Source organism: Rhodococcus sp. MH15, from assembly GCF_019266045.1.
GTDB classification, from domain to species: domain Bacteria; phylum Actinomycetota; class Actinomycetes; order Mycobacteriales; family Mycobacteriaceae; genus Rhodococcus_F; species Rhodococcus_F qingshengii.
Genome location: NZ_LPNP01000068.1, coordinates 215,782 through 236,317 on the forward strand (window position 1 = coordinate 215,782; position 20,536 = coordinate 236,317).

Below are 20,536 nucleotides of genomic sequence, written 5' to 3' on the forward strand. Positions count from 1 at the left end.
TCAACGACTGTCATGAAGACTGAAACAGGCGCTGCCCTCCGCGAGGGAGGACAGCGCCTGTTTTCTGTGTGGGGGGCAAGGCGCTGCGCGGTATCAGATCGGCGTCGGTGCGAGGGCGCCGTTCTTCCGGGCGTTGGTGTCGAACTGCGTGCGGTACAGCTCGGCGTAGCGGCCACCGCGCGCGAGCAGTTCCTCATGGTTGCCGCGCTCGACGATCTGGCCTGCTTCGACGACAAGGATCAGGTCCGCGGAACGGATCGTCGACAACCGGTGAGCGATCACCACCGCAGTCCGCCCGGCGAGTGCTTCGCCGAGTGCTTCCTGAACCGCAGCTTCCGACGTCGAGTCGAGATGCGCGGTGGCCTCGTCCAAGATGACGACGCGAGGCTGGGCCAGGAGCAGGCGTGCGATGGTCAGGCGTTGACGCTCGCCGCCCGAGAGGCGGTATCCGCGTTCACCCACCACCGTCTCCAATCCGTCGGGTAGCGACGCAACCAGGTCGGTGAGCCGTGCGCGCTCCAGAACCTCACGCAGATCTTCTTCGGTGGCATCCGGTCGCGCGAGGAGCAGGTTGGATCGAAGGCTCTCGTGGAACAGGTGCCCGTCCTGCGTGACCATGCCGACGGTCTCCCGGATGGAATCGGCACTGAGGTCGCGGACGTCGACGCCGCCCAACTCGACCGAACCGGAGTCGATGTCGTAGAGGCGCGGAATCATCTGCGCCACGGTCGACTTTCCGGCACCGGACGTGCCGACCAAGGCGACCATCTGTCCTGCTTCGGTGCGGAACGACAGGTCGTGCAACACGTCCTCGCCGCCGCGGGTGTCGAGGATCGCGACTTCCTCCAGGGACGCGAGAGACACCTTGTCCGCGGATGGGTAAGCAAAAGTGACGTTCTTGAACTCGACGGACACCGGGCCCTGCGGCACCGTGCGTGCATCGGGCTTCTCGGTGATGAGCGGCGCCAGATCGAGAATCTCGAATACCCGCTCGAAGCTGACCAGGGCGCTCATGACGTCCACCCGGGCGCTGGCCAGTGCGGTCAACGGTGAGTACAGCCGCGTCAACAACAGTGCCATCGCCACGACGGCGCCGGCGTCCAACTGTCCGCGCAGCGCGTAGAAGCCGCCGAGTCCGTAGACGAGGGCAAGAGCAAGGGCCGAGACCAGCGTCAGTGCTGTGACGAAGACGGACTGCAGCATTGCGGTCCGGACTCCGATGTTGCGCACACGCCTGGCGCGAACCGCGAACTCCGCAGATTCTTGCGGCGGGCGGCCGAACAGCTTGACCAGAGTCGCGCCGGGAGCGGAGAACCGCTCCGTCATCTGGGTGCTCATGAGCGAATTATGGTTGGCTGCTTCACGATTGAGTGCTGCAAGTTTTGCGCCCATGCGCCGTGCGGGGATGACGAAGATCGGGAGAAGTAGCAGCGCGAGGACGGTGATCTGCCAGGAGATCCCGAGCATGACGATCAGCGTGATCACCAGGGTGACCAGATTGCTGACCACTCCGGACAAGGTGTCGCTGAAGGCGCGCTGAGCGCCGATGACGTCGTTGTTGAGACGGCTGACCAGTGCTCCGGTTCGAGTTCTGGTGAAGAACGCGATGGGCATCTTCTGGACGTGATCGAAGACGGTGGTGCGCAGATGCAGGATCAGGTCTTCGCCGATGCTGGCCGAGAGCCACCGGGTCAACAGTCCCAGAGCGGCTTCGAGAAGTGCAACCAGTGCGATCAGGGCGGCAAGTTTGACGACCACGTCGACGGCGTCGCCGCCGACTATCGCGTTGACCACGCGCCCGGCCAGGACAGGTGTTGCCACGGCAAGCGCAGCAGTGACGACACTCAGTACGAGGTACCAGCTGAGGTTGCGTTTCTGTGGAACTGCGAACGTCGCGATCCGCTTCAGTGTCGCCTTCGAGAACGGGCGCCGATCTTCTTGCGCGTGCATCGCGTTGTACATCGCGTTCCACGCGGTGACTTCCATACTCATGACTTCGCCCCTCCGGTCGCCGGCCACGAAGATTACGTGGCCGGTACGACACGAAGGTAGAACCTCAACCAAACTTCAGGTCAAGTGCGGCCTCAGCGGGCCACGTCGACCACCACGCGAGGAGGGTCGCTGAGCGTCGTGACCGTGAACGGCTGCTTCTCGGTCACGCCGATGAACGACTGCGTGACTCCCTCGAAGACGTTGGACCCGTTGACCTCGGTCACGACTCCGCCGACGCCGGGGACCGGGTTGGGGCCGGAGTACTGCTCGACTCCGCTGTCGAAGGGATATGCGGAACCGTCGATCAGGACCTGGATCACTGCGGCACCCTTGATGTCCACGGGCTTACCGCTGCCTTCCTGCGTCGCCGCGTCGACGTACTTGACGCGCCAACCGGGTGTGCCGGTTCCGCCCATTTCGTAGACGACACGATCAAATCCGTCGTGCTCGCCCACTCGGATGTCGACGACGGTGAGCTTGGATTCGGTGCCCGCAGCCGACGTCTTGTCGGAGCTGTCCGTCGGGACTGGTTCTGTGGTCGACGCTGCTGCACTCGAGGTCGAGGTGACGGCCGAGGTGGCTGCCGTGGGAGTGGTCTCCGCGTCCTGCGAACAGGCAGTCAGGCTCACGCCCACTGCGATGGCAGCGACAGCGGCAAATGATCTCGTCCGGTTCGTTGTCATGACTCGATCGTAGGGCTCGCGTTATCGGGATCCGCGACGGCGGTGCCCGGAGTTACCTAACCGATATCGCCGTCGACATAGAGCCACTTACCCTCTGTTCGCGCAAATCGACTGCGTTCGTGGAGCATTCCCCGCTCGCGTCCGAATGTGTAGTGAGCGCGAAATTCCACGACGCCGTCGGAATCGAACAGCCCGCCCCGTTCGGTGTCCAGGATCTCCAACCGGAGCCATTTCTGGTCGGGGTCGAGATCGAGTTGGGCTGGGCGATGGTCGGGATGCCAAGTCTGCGTGAGATATTCGTCGTCCATCACAGCGAAAGCCGTGTAACGCGAACGCATCAGGGTTTCGGCGGTCGGTGCGTGCGCTACTCCGCTGATGTACTTGCCGCAGCATTCGGCCAACGCGTTGCCGCTGCCGCACGGGCACGGATCGGTCGGATTGGGTGTGGTGGGGCGGCGCGAAGTCACCGCCCCATTACAGCACGCGAACTCAGACCAGTTTGTGTTCGCGGTTCTCCCAGTACGGTTTGCGGAGGTCGCGTTTGAGGATCTTTCCGGTGGGATTGCGGGGAAGAATCTCGACGACGTCGATACTGGTCGGGCACTTGAACTTTGCGAGGCGTTCCTGTGTATAGGTGATCAGTTCGGCTTCGTCGATCTGCGCTTCGGCAGTGAGAACCACGACAGCCTTGACGGTTTCACCCCAACGGTCGTCGGGAACGCCGATGACCGCGACCTCGGCGATTGCCGGATGCTCCACCAGTACTCGTTCGATCTCGGGGGAGTAGACGTTCTCGCCGCCGGTGATGATCATGTCCTTGAGGCGGTCCTCGATGAAGACGAAGCCGTCGGAGTCGGCGCGGCCCATGTCGCCGCTACGTAGCCACCCGTCTGCGGTAATCGTTTCGGCCGTCGCCTCAGGCTTGCCCAGGTATCCGGGTGTGCACTGTTCGGATCGCCACCACAGCTCACCGGTCGTTCCGGTGGGCACGTCCTCGAGCGTGACGGGGTCCACCACGCGCATCTCGACGCCGGGGATCGCCGTACCTGCTGATGCCATGCGCTCGACCTGCGACTCGTCGCGGTGAACGTCCGGCATCAACGCGGTAATAACGCCTGCCATTTCGGTCATGCCGTAGACCTGCACGAATTCGGTGTCCGGCCACGCTGCGAGTGCCGCGCGCAACAGTGGGAGCGGCATGGGGGCGGCGCCGTAGGTGATGCGTTTGAATGCTTTGAAGGCGGCGACCGCCTGCTCGCCTGCGGCCAGGACTCCGGCAATGACCGGTGGGACGAGAAAGGCGATGTTGGCTCCGGCGGCGAGACCGGCGAAGATCGACGGTCCGTCGGCTTCTCTCGTGAAGTAACAGCGGCCACCGGTGTGAATTGCCATGATGGCGTAGCACGTTCCGCCGACGTGGAACATCGGCATCGCGATCAAGAATCGGTGATCCTCGTGGGCCGGCAGGATTTCGAGGACATTGTTGCTGTGCGCGAACAGGTTTCGATGCGTGAGCTGGACACCCTTGGGGCGACCGGTCGTCCCGGAACTGTAGAGAACCAGAGCGGTGGCATCGGGGCTCACCTCGGGGCGGGAGTGCAGCGGTGTGACCTCGTCGATCCACGGCTCGAATTCGTCGTGTTCACCGCCGACGGCGAAGATCGATTCGACGGCCGTCAAGCGGTCTCGCATCGCGACGACCTGGGGGAGTAGTTCGCTGCCGACGAACAGAATGCGAGCGCCACAGTCCGCGAGGACGTAATCCAGCTCTTCGCTCGAAAGTCGCCAGTTGGGAACGACATTCGCGGCGCCGAGTAGTGAGGCGGCGTAGGTGACTTCGAGACAGGACAGATGATTCTTGTCGACGAACGCGACAGTGTCGCCGGCACCGATGCCTGATTCGGCGAGGGCGGCGGCGATACGCAAGATGCGGTCCCGCCACTGAGCCCACGTGAATTCGGTCCCTTGGAAGGTCATCGCTGCTTGATCAGGCTTGACCGTCGCCCAGTGCTCTAGCCGATCGAAAATGATTCCAGCGGTGGCGTCGGACATTCGGCCGCCTCTCTCGTGTGATTGGTGTCACAAGGTTAATGTGCGCCCGGTCTTCGTATCGCTGTTTCCAGTCAATGCGCACAAGCAGGAGGGGTCGCATTCCCCCGACCCTGACCGGCTCGACCGCAGATATCAGGGTGGTCCCCGATGGCGGGCGCGCCCGCCACCCGACAGGATGGAACCAACCATTGCGGGCGTCCGTGTTTTCACGGGCGCCCGTCACGCCCGCAAAGTAGCACCGAAGTGAACAGGAAAGGCGATCATGAGTTCGCACGCCCAGGATGTCGCGGCCCGCGCAGTCGGCCTGTCCAAGACCTACGGCACCGGAGATACCCAGGTGCACGCCCTCAGCTCGGTGTCCGCAGATTTCGCCCGCGGTGAGTTCACGGCGATCATGGGGCCGTCCGGTTCCGGTAAGTCGACGCTGATGCATTGCCTCGCCGGTCTGGATTCCGCCAGTTCGGGTTCTGTTCTCATCGGTGACACGGAACTCACGACGCTTTCCGACAAACAGATGACCCAATTGCGACGCGATCGCATCGGTTTCGTTTTCCAGGCGTTCAACCTGGTGCCGACCCTGACGGCGCTCGAGAACATCACGTTGCCGCTCGACATCGCGGGACGCAAAGCGGACCCGACCTGGCTGAACAGCGTCCTGACCAAGCTGGGTCTCGGGGATCGCCTCGATCACCGGCCGGGAGAGCTCTCGGGTGGTCAGCAGCAGCGTGTGGCGTGTGCGCGTGCGCTGGCGGGTCAGCCGGAGATCATCTTCGGCGACGAGCCGACCGGAAACCTCGATTCGAAGTCCTCCGGGGAGGTGCTCTCGATCCTGCGGGCGGCCGTGGACGAGTTCAACCAGACCGTGGTGATCGTGACGCACGATCCGCGGGCAGCGGCGTACGCCGATCGTGTCGTGTTCCTCGCGGACGGCAAGATCGTCGACGAATTGCGTGAGCCGACGGCGGATTCGGTCCTTGATCGTATGAAGCGGCTCGACGCTCCGCAGGCGGTCGTGAACGTGGAAGCCGGGGCTTGAGCACATGGCTTCGGTAAGTAACTCGCCGATGCGCAAGGTTTCCCTGCGCAACCTGGCGGCACACAAGGTGCGACTTGCGCTGACGGTTCTCTCCGTGGTGCTCGGCACGGCTTTTGTCGCGGGGTCGTTCGTTTTCACCGACACCCTCCAGAAGACTTTCGATTCGATCTTCGAGAACACCGCCCAGGGCGTCGACGTCCGGGTATCGATGGAAGAGCGCAACACCAGTGGCGTTCCGGTCGAGGATGTCGACAAACTTGCCGCAGTCGACGGTGTCCGAGCGGTAGCCCCGGCCGTCAGTGGACAGATCGTCCTGATCAACGCAGACGGCGGCGCTGTTCAGACCGGCGGCGCGCCGAGTATCGGTCAGTCCTACCTACCGCCGGGCCAGGCGATTGCCGAACCCGACACCTTCGTCGAGGGCGCGCCTCCGACGCAGACCGGTCAGGTCGCGCTGAACACCAGCGCCGCCGAGCGAGCCGGACTGAAGGTGGGGGACTCCGCCAAGGTTCTGGCACCGGCCCGCGGAATCGTGGACGTGACGTTGTCCGGCATATACGAGGGGGCGGGCAGTGACACCGGCGGGTTCATCGGCGCGCTCTTCACCGACGAGCAGGCCCGTGGACTCTTCACCGACGGCCAACACGTCGAGTACATCGACGTCGCGGGCGACGGGGTGTCGCAGACGGAACTGCAGCAACGCGTCGAGCAGGTTTTCCCCGATCTCAAGGTGCAGACCGGCGACCAGGTTCGTGAGGAGACCAAGGCCGAGGTCGACTCGGCGCTGAGCTTCATCAACTACTTCCTGTTGGCGTTCGGCGCGATTGCTCTACTCGTCGGAACGTTCATCATCTACAACACCTTCTCGATGATCGTGGCGCAGCGTCTTCGTGAACTGGCGCTGCTGCGCGCGATCGGTGCGAGCCGAGCGCAGGTCGGCCGTTCGGTGGTCACCGAGGCGCTCGTGGTCGGACTCATCGGCAGCATCATCGGTCTGCTCGGCGGTATCGGTCTCGCCTACGGATTGCGCAGTCTGCTCAACACATTCGACGTCGGTCTGCCGGAAGGCCCGCTCCAGGTGGGTGCCCGCACGATCATCGTCGCGTTGGTGGTCGGCGTCGTCGTCACGACGCTCAGCGCTTACGCCCCGGCTCGTCGTGCGTCGAAGATCCCGCCGGTGGCGGCCATGCGTGAGGAGTTCGCCTCCACCGGCGACTCACTGCGAGTGCGGACGTTGATCGGTGCGATTCTCGGCGTGATCGGTGTGGCACTGCTCGTGTTCGGCTCTCGCGGTACCGGTGGTGGCGCGGCGCTGATCGTCGGGCTCGGTGCGTTCTCGTTGATCATCGCGGTGCTTCTCGGGGCTCCCGCGCTGTCGCGGCCGATCGTCGGCGCGCTCGGTGCCGTGTTCGCCAAGCCGTTCGGTGCCATCGGGCGATTGGCCCGTACCAATGCGGTGCGCAATCCCCGTCGCACGGCCGCAACGGCATTCGCGTTGACTCTCGGTCTGATGCTGGTGACGGTCATCGGAGTGTTCGGTTCCTCGGCCAAGGCGAGCATCAATGCTCTTGTCGACGTGGGTGTTTCGGCCGACTACATCCTGACCGGTCCCAACGCGATCGGCGTGCCGCGAGGTGCGGCCGACGCGGTCCGACAAGTGCCCGACGTGCAGAGCGCAACGTCGTTGCACGGAGTGCGTGCGAAGGTCGACGGTGATGACGAGCAGGGCGCTTCGTTCGACGGCCCGATCGAAGGCGTGCTCGAATACAAGATCCTCGAGGGCACGGTCGATCTGACCGGCAACAACATGCTCGTCTCGAAGTCGACTGCGGACGACAAGGGCTGGACTGTGGGCTCGACCCAGACGTTGACCGGTCCCGGCGGCGTCGAGTACCAGACGGTCGTCGCGGGAGTGTTCGAGGACAACCAGCTGATCGGCTCGTGGATCGTCTCGGACGAGGCGTATCGGAAGCTGATGCCGGCCGAGAGTCTGCCGGACTTCGTGGTTCTGGTGAAGGCGAAGCCTGGCGCGGATCTGACAACGCTGCGATCCGAGCTCGAAACGGCCACGGAGAAGTACGTCGTCGTCCAGGTGCAGGATCGTGAGGAGTTCAAGGGAACTCAGGGCCAGCAGATCAACACGTTGTTGGCGATCCTCTACGGACTGCTTGCACTCGCGGTCGTGATCGCAATCCTGGGCATCATCAACACCCTGGCACTGTCGGTGGTCGAGCGGCGACGAGAAATCGGAATGCTGCGTGCTGTCGGCATGCAGCGCGGACAGATGCGACGCACGATCTACCTCGAGTCGGTGCTCATCGCGGTGTACGGCGCGGCGGTCGGAGTTGTTCTCGGCATCGCGTTCGGTTGGGCCTTCGTGAGCACTCTCGCGGATCAGGGCCTCGACAAGATCACGATCCCGTGGGGTCAGGTGGTCGGAATGCTGATCGGCTCGGGTGTGGTGGGTGTCTTGGCGGCGCTGTGGCCGGCCAACCGAGCGGCCAAGACAAAGCCGCTGGAGGCGATTGCAGACATGTAGGGCCTTCGGCCCCCGTGCGCACTTTTGGTAGCGGTAACAGCCGAAAGTGCGCACGGTACCGTTGCCACATGAGCACCCTTCAAGAAGTCGGCGAACGTGAATCCTGGCGCTGCTGGCTGTGTGATGAACCGGTCGATCCCGACATGTCCGTCAATGATCCGCGCGGCCCGAGTATCGACAGCATCAACACCGCAAAAAAGGGTGGCAAGACCAAAGGTGGCGTCGAACGCTTGGCGCACCGCGCATGCAACACCAAGAAGGGTGCGGTCAAACCTGTTGTGGAATGGCCGGATCGGCTGTTCGTCGTGGATCCCGCCCCGATCATCGGGGTCGTGGAGCAGCTCGAGCGCAAGGGTGGCCGCGTCGCCGTCGCTCGCTGCCCCGGCAAGGACGACGCCCAGGAAGCGTCGGATTGGCTGATCGATCGGTTGTCGCGTCTGGCTCCCGCGTTGAATGTCGAAACAAGCATCGACGCCGCGGGCGGGGGTTACCTGTTGGTCCTGAAAACCGTGTAGGAGGTCGGCCCCGAGTGCCGTCTTTTGCGGTACCTGTTCCGCCTCCATAGCTGTCGGGGTACGGTCGAACCGAACATGAATCCGGTTTCGAGTGCGAAGGAATCCCGATGAACCTGGCATTGACCGACGAGGAACTAGCGTTCCGCGACGAGATGCGGACGTTCTTCCGTACGCAAATCCCCGCGGACATCAGGGAGGCGTACGCCCACGGCGAGGAGTTGGGGCGCGACCGTATGGTCGAGGCGCAGCAGATCCTCAACGCTCACGGTCTGGCGGTACCGCACTGGCCGGTCGAGTGGGGCGGCAAGGACTGGACCCCGGTCCAGCACAACATCTGGCTCGACGAACTGCAGCTTGCGTCGGTTCCCGAACCGTTGGCGTTCAACGCCAACATGGTCGGTCCGGTCATCGCGGCCTTCGGCTCGCAGGAGCAGAAGGAGAAGTTCCTTCCGGCGACTGCGAACCTCGACATCTGGTGGTGCCAGGGATTCTCCGAACCCGAGGCCGGTTCCGATCTCGCTTCGCTCAAGACTCGCGCGGTCCGCGACGGAGACGACTGGGTCATCAACGGCCAGAAGACGTGGACGACGCTGGGACAGTACGCCGACTGGATTTTCTGCCTCGTGCGCACCAATCCCGATGCGCCCAAGCGTCAGGCCGGCATCTCGTTCATCCTTGTCGATCTGAAGACGCCTGGCGTCACGGTCCGCCCGATCAAGCTGATCGACGGCGGCTACGAGGTCAACGAAGTGTTCTTCGAGGACGTCCGCGTTCCGGGAGAGAACCTGGTCGGTGAAGAGAACCAGGGCTGGGGCTACGCCAAGTTCCTGCTCGGCAACGAGCGCACCGGTGTCACCCGCGTCGGGTTCTCGAAGGTTCGTCTGGCCCAGGCCAAGGCCCGCGCTGCCGAGGTCAAGGTCGGCAACGGAACACTGCTCGAAGATCCGCTCTTCGCTGCGCGCCTCGCCGAACTCGAAAACGAATTGCTTGCCCTCGAGCTCACTCAGCTCCGGGTGGTCGCCAGTTCCGCTGACGGCCAGCCGAACCCGGCGTCGTCGCTGCTCAAGCTTCGTGGCTCCGAATTGCAGCAGGCGAGCGTCGAACTGCTGATGGACGTGGCCGGCCCTGATTCACTGCCGTACGACGCGGGCAGCGACATCGCCTCCGCGAGCTGGGCGCAGCACACTGCCCCGACGTACCTGAACTACCGCAAGGTATCCATCTACAGCGGATCGAGCGAAGTGCAGCGCAGCATCATCGCCTCCTCGATCCTCGGATTGTGAGGCGTGGCATGGACTTCGAACTCAACGACGAACAAAAACTTCTCCGCGACACCACCAAGGATCTCCTCGCGCGTAGCTACGACGCCGAGAAGCGCAACGCGATCATCGACTCCGATCCCGGGTGGAGCCCGCAGGTCTGGAAGCAGTTGGCCGAGGTCGGCTTGCTCGGCCTGACATTCTCCGAGGACGACGGCGGCATGGACGCCGGCCCAGTGGAAATCGGCGCGGTCATGACCGAGATCGGTCGACGCTTGGCACCCGAGCCGCTACTCGACGCGGTCGTGACGCCGGGCGGCCTCATCTCCGAAGGTGGCAGTGCAGAGCAGCGTTCGTCGATTCTTCCCGGAGTGGCCGAGGGCACCACGTTCCTCGCGTTCGCCGACCAGGAACCCGGAATCCGTTGGCCGGCAACCGAACGGGCCACCGCGGCGGCCCAGGTCGACGGCGGCTGGACCATCACCGGTATCAAGAATCCCGTCGGCCACGGCGCGACGGCGGACATCTTGGTCGTGAGCGCTGCGCTCCCCGGCGGTGGCGTCGGACTGTTCCTCGTCAAGAGCGATGCCTCCGGTTTGGTACGCAAGTCCTACGCCACTCACGACGGGTTGCGCGGGGCGCAGATCGAGTTCACCGATACGCCGGCCGAAGCACTCGGTGAGGGCGGTGACGCTACTGCTCTGATCCAGGCCGCGCAGATCCGTGAGCAGGCCGCGCTGTGCGCCGAGGCTGTCGGAGCGATGGAAGAGGCGCTACGCCTGACCACCGAATACCTCAAGACGCGTAAGCAATTCGGGGTTCCCCTCGCAAAGTTCCAGACGCTGACACACCGCGCCGCCGACCTGTACGTCTCGCTCGAGTTGGCACGCAGCATGAGTCTGTACGCAACGATGTCCCTTGCCGACGGCGTCGTCGATCCAGTGATCGCTTCGCGGGTGAAGTTGCAGATCGGGCGTTCGGCTCGGCTCATCGGCCAGGAGGCGATCCAGATGCATGGTGGTATCGGTATGACCGCCGAGTACCCGGTGGGGCACTACGTGAGCCGACTCGTCGCCATCGAGCACACCCTCGGCAGCACCGAAGATCACCTTCGGGTGTTGGCCGCCGGTGTGGCTGATCACGAGATGGTCAGCGTGGTCTGATCTTTCACGAACGACGAAGGGGCCGCATTCCGTTCCAAGGATGCGGCCCCTTCGTCGTTCAGCGGTGATTGCGCAGGACGTCCAAGCGGAGTCGGCGCTGCTCGATGTTGACGGCGCTGTCGGTGAATGCTTGTTGCCACCCGGGGTCACTCGTTCGGGCCGCCGCGTCCTGCAGAAGCGGTACGGCGTCGAAAGGGAAGCGCGCCTGCACGCTTCGCAGGGTGGAAAAGTGACTGTGACGCGAGTGGATGCCCAAGTCCTCACCCGTCGCAGCATGATCCAGAGCTTCGTTCTCCAAGGCATTCAACAACTTTTCGGCGACGGCCAGGGGCCATGGGCGGTCGATGCCGTCGAGCAGTGCGCTGCCGTCGACGCCCAGAAGGTACTCGTCCGCGTGTCCGGCAACGATGTACTCGACGCGCTCGCGTGGGTCCGCGATGGCGACGATTCTCCGGTCCGTCGTGCGCCCGTCCCGCTCCAGAAATGCCGACGCCCACGCGGTGTTCTTCTGGAGAACGGTTGCGGCAATCCATGATTCGATCATCACCGCGCGCCATTGCTTCTCGATGGGGATGGTGAGGGCCTCGCGTGGCGAACCGGCCATAGATTCCCACAGAGTCAGCGGAGTGGCGGTCACGACTTGCCGTAACCACCAGCGCCGGATGCCCTTGTTCTTGTAGTGGACGTCTTCGATGCCGTCACGAAATGCGAGGTCGTCGAGCGAGCCGGGCAATCGGACGGCAAGGCGCGGCCGCAAGGGCTTCGTCTCGAGCCGCACCCAGGACCGAGCCCGAGTGACCATTCGAGAGGCAAACGGAGATCGGGGGAGTTGCCGTAGTAGTTGAATTGCACGCTCACGGACCCGCACGGCTGGATCGTCGAGTGCACGCTCGAGGAGCGCGTAGTCGTGTTCACCCAGCCCGACGTCGAGATGGTCGAGGAAGTGCAGCCGGCTTGCCGTGGCCTCGTCGTCCCAAGCGATCTCGAGCTCTTCGCTCGCCAGTTCCGGGTCGACCGTACGTATGTAATCGAACCAGGCCGTACGGTCGTCCGGATCGGGCGAAAGCCACAGCTCGTCCCGGCGTGATCCGATTCGTCGTAGCTGGGCCCAATCCGGGTTCTGCTCCGCCAGGTACTGCCCGCGTCGACCGGCGAGGCGAAGTAGCGCCTCGCGGTGCTCGGGATACTTCAGCGCGGCTTCCATGAAGAGCGGGACACTGGCCGCGGGCGCGAGGAATCCGCGTTGGTCGGCCATCGCGAACCATTCCGCGAGAGTCCAGGAACGAACCTGCAACAAGGAGTGAAGTTGTTCGATCGCGAGGTCGGGAAGCAGCGGTTGAACTGCTGGATCAGTCTTCGATGCGCGCGAGTGACCTGCGTGCGCGTCTGATCGCAGGGAGGTCACCCGCCTACGGTATGGCAGGGGTGCGTCGAGCTGGGTCGCAGGGGTCGGGCGCGTGTCGGCAGATTCTGGAACAGTGGTAGCCGGCGACCACAAGGAGGCGTGAGATGACAGACGGAACTGACGACGTCTTTGTCGTGGCGTCGGTGACCGAACGGCGAACGCTCATCTCCACCCGAGTGAGGGAGTGGTGTGCGGCGGGAACCGTCGAGTCGAACCGGCCGGAGTTGTCCGATGATGTCGCGCTGCTGATTGCCGGGGGGTATGGGGACGAGTCGACGCGATCGATCCTGGCGAACCGGCGCAGTGTCGGACGTTCGTTCCCGGAGATCGGCGGCTTCTCGGAGTTGCGGTATCTCACCGACGAGCTGGCCCGCACCAGGCGTCGACTGCTCGCAACTCGCATCGGCCCTGTTCAGGTTGTCCTCGAACGACGGGTGCAGGCGCTCGAGAAGCGCGTTCAGTCGATGCGATCGGCGATCGTGCATTCCAATCGTCACTTCGCGAGCAGTGTCCGTGCCATCCGCAAGGACCGGCGCGACGGCCTGCATCTCGACGTCGAGCAACGCGAGGCTCTCTTTGCCGGGCTCACCCGTACACCGGTTCCAGCCAAGCTGCCGGTGGGGCTCGGTGTCGTGGCCAGCAGTGGAAACGCAGCACTCGACAAACTCGCCGCCCAGTTCGGGAAGGTCCAGGGAACCGGTGTCATCGCCGATGCCGGAAGGCGCATCGCGGAAGTCCTCGACGGACTGGTCGATTCAGAACCCGAGGGACGCGCCGGTGAGTACGACGCCTTGCTTTACCTCGCCGGGAATCTGTTCGACCGGATCGAAAGCTCCAGCGCGTGGCATTCCGACCACTTCGTCATTCAACGCAACCAACTCGACCTGGCCGACGAGATCACCCAGATCGCGGTCGACACCGTCGCGCTGCGTTCGATTCTTGCGGAGTTGGACGACGCGGCTGCACTGGCACGCGACGAGGGAACCCGAGCCGGAATCGCTTCGCGCAGGGAAGCGCTCGGCGCGGTCTGGGACCAGCTGGTCGAGCGCGTGGCGGCCCTCGCGCGGATCGGTGACCTGGTCGCACGGGCCGAGGATCAGTTGAGTTCGCAGCGCGCGGTTGCGCATGCAGCGAGCCTCGACAGCCGGATCGACGACCTACTTGCGCGCTCCGGCTCACGTGAACTTTCGGCTGCAAACACGCACTACGTCGGGGATCAATTCGACGGTGTGGAAGAGCTGATGTTCGCTCACCGGGCGGCGCTTTACGGGGACATTGCACTGCTGACCTCTGGGAACGAGCGTCGGGCGCCGTAGTCAGGCCGTCGCCGGAGCTGTAAGGTCGGGGGTACTGACCGGCCACACGATCGAAGTAAAGGCCGGGATTTCGCTCAATGCTCGACCCCGATGCCGATCCGGTGATGCGGGCGTACCCGCTCGAGACAGGTCGATCATGGAAGACACCGCAAGCCGCGGCATCAATGCGTTCATTTCCGAAGCTACGCAGCGTGGGGGCAAGGCTGTCCGTCTCACGCACTCACGTCGTAATCCCGTCGAGGTGACGGGCGCTGACGGTGTCAGCCGAATCGTCCGCGTGCGTTCCAAGCTCGACGGTGACTGGCAGGCCAGGCGTCAGGACGAGTCGCTCGAGAGTGACGACACCCGCTCCGAGTTCTGGGTGTTCGTCGATCTGGCAGCAGATCCGCACGAGTTCTACATGTTGCCCTCCAACGAGGTCGCCGACGACATCCGCGCCGAGGTCGACCTGTGGATCATGGACAGCCCCGGACGTAATCGCACCGGCCATCACGCGATTCCGCGTGGGCGCGTCGTGCACGGTCACGATCGTTGGGATGCGCTGGGCTTGGCCGCGGTCAAGGATCCGAGCATTTACGTCGAGACCCCGGTTGCGACCAAGCGTAAGACGTCGCCGGTCGCCGCGAAGAAGCGTCGCGCCAGCGGTGTCGAGGAGATCGAAGTCGTCGACAATCGCCTCGAGATGACAGCCGATTGCCACGGATATCGCTGGGTCGGGCGCTTCGACGAAACCACCGAGGTCGTCGAGATCATGCGCGGACCGATGGAAGGCCGCCGATTCCCTGATCCGACCGCGGCCGCAAATGCCGTCACCGGTCACATCTCAGGCGACACCGAGAGCCATGACGGTTGGTCGTTCTGGACGATCAACAACACGGCCCTCGGCGCTCATCTCAAAACTGCTTGATCTCAGGCTCCGACTGCCGCCGACACCCGTTCGAGAGTGTCCAGTTCATTCGACGAGAGCACCAGATTCGGGGCATCCAGTAGCGCCGGGAGCTGCTCGGGCCGGCTGACGCTCGCGATCGGTGCGGTGATGCCCGGTCGAGTCAGCAACCAGGCCAGCGCGACGGTCGAGATCTCGCTGTCGTGTGCCTGCGCGATTGTCGCCAGTTCCGCGACGACGTCGAGTCCGGCGTCGCTGAAGTATCCGGCGGTCAGTCGTTCGCGGGAGCTGCCTTCGATGTCCGCGCGGGTCTTGTATTTTCCGGTCAGGAAGCCGGAAGCGAGAGCGAAGTACGGGAAGACGCTGATGTTGTTGTCGGTGGCGATCTGGGCAAGTTCGGGTTCGTACGACTTGCGGTGAACCAGGTTGTAGTGCGGTTGCAGCGCGATGGGCGCGGCGTAACCGTTCTCCTCGGTGATCCGCAGCCACTCCCGGACGCGGTCGGGGCTGTAGTTGGAGATTCCGAGATAGCGAACCTTGCCCGCGACGACCAACGCATTGAAGGCTTCGAGTGTTTCCTCGAGCGGAGTCTGTGGGTCGTCGAAATGCGCGTAGTACAGATCGATGCAGTCCGTCTGCAGGCGCTGCAGCGACGCCTCAGCTGCGGCCGCGATGTTGTCGGCCTTCAGGCCCTTGAAATCGGGATGGCTACCCACCTTGGTGGCGACGACGATGTCGTTCTGCAGTCCCCGATCGGTGATCCATTTCCCGATGATCGTTTCGGATTCCCCGCCGGAATTGCCGGGAGCCGACGCCGTGTACGAGTCGGAGGTGTCGATGAAGTTTGCACCGGCTTCGGCGAACGAGTCGAGGATCTCGAAGGACGTCTTCTCGTCTGCTGTCCATCCGAAAGGGTTGCCGCCCAAGCTAAGTCGGAAGATGTCGAGGTCCGAATTTCCGATGATCGCCACTGTGTGGAACTCCCGTCGATGAAGGTGGTCGCTGCATCCCGCACCGTACCCTCTCACGGCGCTGGCGATGGCGCGCCCTCGCCAGGTTCGCCGAAAAATGTATCGGATCGTGATTGCCGCCGTCGGTGTTGGGTATGGCCTCAAATACTGAATTCTTCGATGGACTGCTGATAGGAGCGTCCGATGATGATTGTGGACGAAGCCACCCGCGTCGTTCGTGGTGTGGCAGACGCAACGACGACGGTGGCCGGAGCCGTCGGTGGTGGAGTGATCGGTGGAGTGACGGGCGGGATACGCGGATCGGCGGAGGGTGTCCGAGACGGAATTCGTGCGGGTAGTTCCTCGACGCCGACGGCGGTTCTCACGATGGCGGCCGTGGGTGCGGCGGGATTGGTGGAATGGCCGGTGCTCTTGGCAGTCGGCGGCACGGCCCTGGTACTCCACGAATGGGATCGCAAGAGCGGTCGGCCGGATCGCGAGGTCAAGGCGGTTGGCCGCACGAGCAAGCCGGAACAGGTAAAGAAGGAATCGAGCGGAAACTCCCACAAGGCGGCCGGCCGGTCACAGGATCGAACTCACAGTTCTTCGCACACTCGATCCACTCACTGATGTTCTCAGCGATGGCCCGGCGTGCGGTGTCGGTGGCAACTTTGCCGCCGCGTCTGGCGTTGTCGGGACTCGCGTTGGTGGGTGGTTCGACGATTCCGCGAACCGCTGTCAGTGACGTGGCGTTGCGGACCGGCACCCTCGCGTTGGCGGGTGTGGGGATGATTCCTGCAGCAGCGGGATCGATATTCGGTGCCCCGCGAATCCCAGGTTCCGCCTATGTCTCGGCGGCGGTGTCGGCGATCAATTATCAACCCCGGGTGCGTCGGCGAATCGAACAGCGCCTTGGCCGTTCGCTCACCGACTTCGCATTGGAGTCGGCGACGTCGTTCGCGGATGTTCTGACCTATGCGCCTGCGTCATTGGGCGTGGATTTCGGGCTGCGGACGATGCTGCTGCGCGAAACTCTGGCGGCGCGAAACTCTCGGCGGGTGTGGTCATTCGAACTTGGCGGTCGCGGTGCTTCCACGAGGCGTGACCCGAGTGGTCCGGGGGAGCGTTATGCCGACAGGATCGCTGGGGTTCAGCTGGCGGCCGGGGCTGCACTGGCTACCGTGTCTGCCGGCGGTGACACCGTCGCGACGAGTATCAAGGTTTCGGCGCCGCGGCCGCTTCGGATGTCGCGCGAATCATTCGCTGCTGGTGTGTCATACGGTCTGTGTCGGACGCACCACACCGCCGTTTCGGACTCTGCGGCTCTACGCATGCTCGATCGTATTGACACCGTCCTCGTCGATCCGAGCGTCCTCTTCGACGACTCGCTCCGGGTTTCCGACATACGAGAGGTGGCCGAGTCGGATCGCGTCGCAGTGTGGGAACAAGCCAGGAAAGCTCTGAACGACGGAACTGTCGGAGTGGGAAGGCACCGCATCGGCGGCGCCGAAGTGGTCGTGCGACCCGTGCGAAAAGGTCTGGCGGAAACACTGATAGGCGAAATACGTGCGGCCGGGGTCGCAGCCGTCACGATCGACGACGACGGGCTCGGATCACTGCGAAGTGGATTCGACGAGCTCTATCCGGCGCAATCGACTGCCGAAGCCGGCCTGCGCGAGGCTCTCTCGGCGTTGGTGGCCGAGGGTCGGACAGTTGCGATCGTGTCGAGTAGGGCGATATCGGGACAGGCAGTGCTACGCATCGGGATTTCACCACCGAGTGGCGAGCACGTGAGTGCCGACATCCACACCGACTTGGCCGGGGCGTGGCGGGTTGTCCATGCGCTCCCGGCTGCTCGAACAGCGACGAGGCGCGGTGTCGAACTCTCCTCAGGTTCTTCGGCATTGGGTGCCTTGATCATGCTTCCGGGAGTTCGAGGGGCAGGGCCGGGGCCGGTCACGGCTGGTTCGGCCGCGGGACTGTGGACCGGATACACCTTGTCCCGATCTGTGATTAAAGCGCCCGTCCCTGTCGGTACTCCGAGCGATACCTGGCATGAGATGGACGGTGATGCTGTCGTTCGCGAACTATCCGAATCCATCCGACATACACCGCACCGTGCGGAAGCTCGTGTGCGAGCGCCCGCACGGTTCAGGTTGATCCGTGACGGATTGTCGGCGTTGCGAACAGAATTGGCGGATCCACTGACGCCTGTGTTGGCGACCGGCTCCGCTGCCAGTGCAGTCCTCGGTTCACCGGTAGACGCCGTCCTGGTCGGCTCGGTCTTGGTCGGCAATGCCGCGATGTCCGCTGTTCAACGGCTTCATTCGGAGCGGGCGGTGCAGCGGCTCTTGCGGACTCAGGAACCGGTAGCTCGGCGAGTAACCAACGACGGCACGGTCGAGACAGCGGCCGACGCTCTCGAACTCGGTGACGTCGTGGCAATCGAGTCCGGGGACATCGTGCCCGCAGATTGTCGCCTGTTGAGCGTCGAATCGCTGGAAGTCGACGAGTCGTCGTTGACGGGAGAGTCCCTGCCCGTCGACAAGCAGACCGACCCGACCCCTGGGATGCCACTGGCCGAGCGACGGTGCATGGCCTACGCAGGGACAACAGTGCTTGCCGGATCCGGTCGTGGCGTGGTCACGGCCATCGGAGCCCGAACGGTGACCAGGCGTGCCGATGTCGGTGTGTCCCGATCCGGACCTGCTGTGGGCCTGACCAACAGACTTCGCGAACTCACGAGGGCGACTCTGCCGGCCAGTATCGGCGGTGGGGCGTTGGTGACAGTCGCGGGTCTGCTTCGTGGTACCGGTCTGCGCCGCGCCGTCACCGGAGGTGTGGCCGTGGCTGTGGCTGCCGTGCCGGAGGGGCTGCCTCTGGTTGCCACTCTGGCTCAGCAGGCCGCAGCGCGAAGGCTCACTGCAGCAGGAGTGTTGGTTCGTGCGCCACGATCGATAGAAGCGCTCGGTCGTGTCGACGTGGTCTGCTTCGACAAGACCGGAACCCTCAGCGAGAACAAGCTACGGGTGGCCGCGGTCGAACGCGTCGACGGCTGGGACGAAAGCGAGATTCTGGAAGTTGCGGCGCGCAGTGCCTTGGGAAGTCGCGACGATCGCGTGTTTCATTCGACGGATGCCGCCGTCGTCGATGCAGCCCAGCAAGCTCTGGACGATGCTTCGGTTTTCGGTGACGTCGAGGCGAACAACCTCGTTCCGTTCAGGTCGGGGCGGCCGTACTCGGCAGCTTTGCTCGGCAGGCGGATCGCACTCAAAGGTTCGCCGGAATTCGTGACCGAAGCAGGACGAGATCCGAATGCTGTGTCGGCGAAGCACGTTCAAAGCATGGCCGGACGCGGACTGCGGGTGGTTGCCGTCGCCCAGCGCGAGTTGTCGGAACACGACGCGCGACGCGCAGGCGAAGACTCGCAATTTCTCGAACAGTGTTGCTCCGAGGGGCTGGAAGCGGTCGGCCTTCTCGGACTCTCGGACACGCTGAGACCCGAAGCAACGCAACTTGTTCGAGAACTTCGAGGCGACGGACGGCAAGTGCGCGTGCTGACCGGGGATCATCCGACAACAGCGGCCGCGGTCGCCACCGAACTGGGGTTGGACGTCGCACGCGAGTATGTTGTCACCGGTCCTGACTGGGAGAACTTCTCTCGCGCCGAAAGACGGGATGCGGTCCGCGGCAGCAGCGTCTTTGCGCGCGTGACACCCGAGCAGAAGGTCGAGATCGTGCAAGCGTTGGAGACCGACGGGCGGGTGTGCGCCATGGTCGGTGACGGCGCGAACGATGCTGCGGCGATCCGAGTTTCCAGCGTGGGAATCGGGGTGGCGTCGACCGACAGTGATCCGGCGCGCGGCGCCGCAGACATCGTGCTCCTCGACGGCCGTGTCGGCGGACTGACCGACGCATTGGACGAGGGCAGTCAATTGTGGCGGCGGGTCAGATCAGCGGTAGGGGTTTTGCTCGGAGGCAACGCGGGTGAAGTCGCATTCGCGCTGATCGGTTCTGCGTTGTCCGGCGAATCACCGCTCAACGCAAGGCAGTTGCTACTGGTCAATCTGATGACGGACGCCTTGCCCGCTGCCGCGCTTGCGGTGAGCACCCCGTCCGAGAACGGATCCGAGAAGTCCGAACAGGTGGACGCTCATGCCTTGTGGCAGACGATCGCTGTCCGCGGCGGTGCCACGGCAATCGGTGCGCTGGCAGCGTGGCTTCTGGCCCGGGCGAGCGGTAGGAGGCGGCGAGCGTCGACGGTGGCGTTGGTTGCCCTGGTGGGCACCCAACTGGGGCAGACGCTGCTCGAATCACGCAGTCCGCTGGTGGTCGCAACCGTTGCCGGATCCGCTGCGGCGCTGGCGACGCTCGTCAGCACACCCGTGGTGAGCCAATTTCTCGGTTGCACGCCGCTCGGTCCCATCGCCTGGGGCCAAGCGGTGGGCTGCGCGTCGGCGGCGACGCTGCTCGCGGCGCTGGCTCCGCGGGTGTTGGAGCGGATTGCCGCAACTGAGGAGAACGCGAACGGTCAGTCGACGATTCGCAAGATCCCGACGCGAACGAGCACTGAGTACACCTCCCGAACCGGGGGAGTCAGCGCTCGCGACAGCGTGGAAATCAGCGACGTGGAAATCAAAGAAGCGGAAACCGGTGAATCAGACACGCTTGTGAGCGTCGCTGCTGGAAGTGACACGTCGCCGAACTCCCGGGCGACCCGAGATGAGTCCTGAGGAATCG

General features: G+C 64.1%; 15 protein-coding genes. 9 read left to right on the top strand and 6 right to left on the bottom strand.

Annotated features, from left to right (window positions below; genetic code table 11):
• Positions 1 to 93 precede the first annotated feature (93 nt).
• From ATN37_RS18180 to ATN37_RS18195, 4 genes are all read right to left on the bottom strand, one after another.
• Positions 94 to 1,992, bottom strand: coding sequence for an ABC transporter ATP-binding protein (locus tag ATN37_RS18180; protein WP_064075777.1), 1,899 nt, complete (start codon positions 1,990 to 1,992; stop codon positions 94 to 96).
• Positions 1,993 to 2,084: 92 nt separating this feature from the next.
• Positions 2,085 to 2,675: a hypothetical protein gene (locus ATN37_RS18185; RefSeq protein ID WP_019749302.1), complete on the bottom strand. Its 591-nt coding sequence runs from the start codon at positions 2,673 to 2,675 to the stop codon at positions 2,085 to 2,087.
• A 56-nt stretch (positions 2,676 to 2,731) separates the two neighbouring features.
• Positions 2,732 to 3,142: a YchJ family protein gene (locus ATN37_RS18190; RefSeq protein WP_007736170.1), complete on the bottom strand. Its 411-nt coding sequence runs from the start codon at positions 3,140 to 3,142 to the stop codon at positions 2,732 to 2,734.
• A 22-nt stretch (positions 3,143 to 3,164) separates the two neighbouring features.
• The gene (locus tag ATN37_RS18195; RefSeq protein ID WP_003945105.1) at positions 3,165 to 4,727 is read right to left on the bottom strand and encodes a long-chain-fatty-acid--CoA ligase; all 1,563 of its coding nucleotides are present in this window, start codon (positions 4,725 to 4,727) and stop codon (positions 3,165 to 3,167) included.
• Between the two features lie 262 nt (positions 4,728 to 4,989).
• Here ATN37_RS18195 and ATN37_RS18200 point away from each other — a divergent pair, with 262 nt between their 5' ends.
• From ATN37_RS18200 to ATN37_RS18220, 5 genes are all read left to right on the top strand, one after another.
• Positions 4,990 to 5,763: an ABC transporter ATP-binding protein gene (locus ATN37_RS18200; RefSeq protein ID WP_003945134.1), complete on the top strand. Its 774-nt coding sequence runs from the start codon at positions 4,990 to 4,992 to the stop codon at positions 5,761 to 5,763.
• Positions 5,764 to 5,767: 4 nt separating this feature from the next.
• Positions 5,768 to 8,302 carry an ABC transporter permease gene (locus tag ATN37_RS18205; protein WP_058228428.1) on the top strand — a complete coding sequence of 845 codons (2,535 nt, stop codon included), beginning with the start codon at positions 5,768 to 5,770 and terminating at the stop codon, positions 8,300 to 8,302.
• A gap of 68 nt (positions 8,303 to 8,370) precedes the next feature.
• Positions 8,371 to 8,817 (top strand): hypothetical protein, encoded by a 447-nt coding sequence (locus ATN37_RS18210; protein ID WP_007736175.1) that lies wholly within the window; start codon positions 8,371 to 8,373, stop codon positions 8,815 to 8,817.
• A 107-nt stretch (positions 8,818 to 8,924) separates the two neighbouring features.
• A complete protein-coding gene (locus tag ATN37_RS18215) occupies positions 8,925 to 10,100 on the top strand; it encodes an acyl-CoA dehydrogenase family protein (RefSeq protein WP_007736177.1) in 1,176 nt (391 codons plus the stop codon).
• Between the two features lie 8 nt (positions 10,101 to 10,108).
• Positions 10,109 to 11,239 (top strand): acyl-CoA dehydrogenase family protein, encoded by a 1,131-nt coding sequence (locus ATN37_RS18220; RefSeq protein ID WP_030536908.1) that lies wholly within the window; start codon positions 10,109 to 10,111, stop codon positions 11,237 to 11,239.
• A gap of 58 nt (positions 11,240 to 11,297) precedes the next feature.
• Here ATN37_RS18220 and ATN37_RS18225 read toward each other — a convergent pair whose 3' ends face one another.
• A complete protein-coding gene (locus tag ATN37_RS18225; protein WP_165639644.1) occupies positions 11,298 to 12,644 on the bottom strand; it encodes a DUF5691 domain-containing protein in 1,347 nt (448 codons plus the stop codon).
• A gap of 104 nt (positions 12,645 to 12,748) precedes the next feature.
• On the opposite strand from ATN37_RS18225, the gene ATN37_RS18230 reads away from it, so the two are divergent.
• Together ATN37_RS18230 and ATN37_RS18235 are read left to right on the top strand one after the other, a co-directional pair.
• A complete protein-coding gene (locus tag ATN37_RS18230) occupies positions 12,749 to 13,960 on the top strand; it encodes a hypothetical protein (protein ID WP_165639645.1) in 1,212 nt (403 codons plus the stop codon).
• Between the two features lie 136 nt (positions 13,961 to 14,096).
• Positions 14,097 to 14,867, top strand: coding sequence for a hypothetical protein (locus ATN37_RS18235; protein WP_003945109.1), 771 nt, complete (start codon positions 14,097 to 14,099; stop codon positions 14,865 to 14,867).
• 2 nt (positions 14,868 to 14,869) lie between these two features.
• Here ATN37_RS18235 and ATN37_RS18240 read toward each other — a convergent pair whose 3' ends face one another.
• The gene (locus ATN37_RS18240) at positions 14,870 to 15,817 is read right to left on the bottom strand and encodes an aldo/keto reductase (RefSeq protein ID WP_007732210.1); all 948 of its coding nucleotides are present in this window, start codon (positions 15,815 to 15,817) and stop codon (positions 14,870 to 14,872) included.
• Positions 15,818 to 16,000: 183 nt separating this feature from the next.
• Here ATN37_RS18240 and ATN37_RS18245 point away from each other — a divergent pair, with 183 nt between their 5' ends.
• Positions 16,001 to 16,426 (top strand): hypothetical protein, encoded by a 426-nt coding sequence (locus ATN37_RS18245; RefSeq protein ID WP_054825885.1) that lies wholly within the window; start codon positions 16,001 to 16,003, stop codon positions 16,424 to 16,426.
• Positions 16,426 to 20,529 carry a cation-translocating P-type ATPase gene (locus tag ATN37_RS18250; protein WP_218695466.1) on the top strand — a complete coding sequence of 1,368 codons (4,104 nt, stop codon included), beginning with the start codon at positions 16,426 to 16,428 and terminating at the stop codon, positions 20,527 to 20,529. Before ATN37_RS18245 ends, ATN37_RS18250 begins: the two co-directional genes overlap by 1 nt.
• Positions 20,530 to 20,536 lie beyond the last annotated feature (7 nt).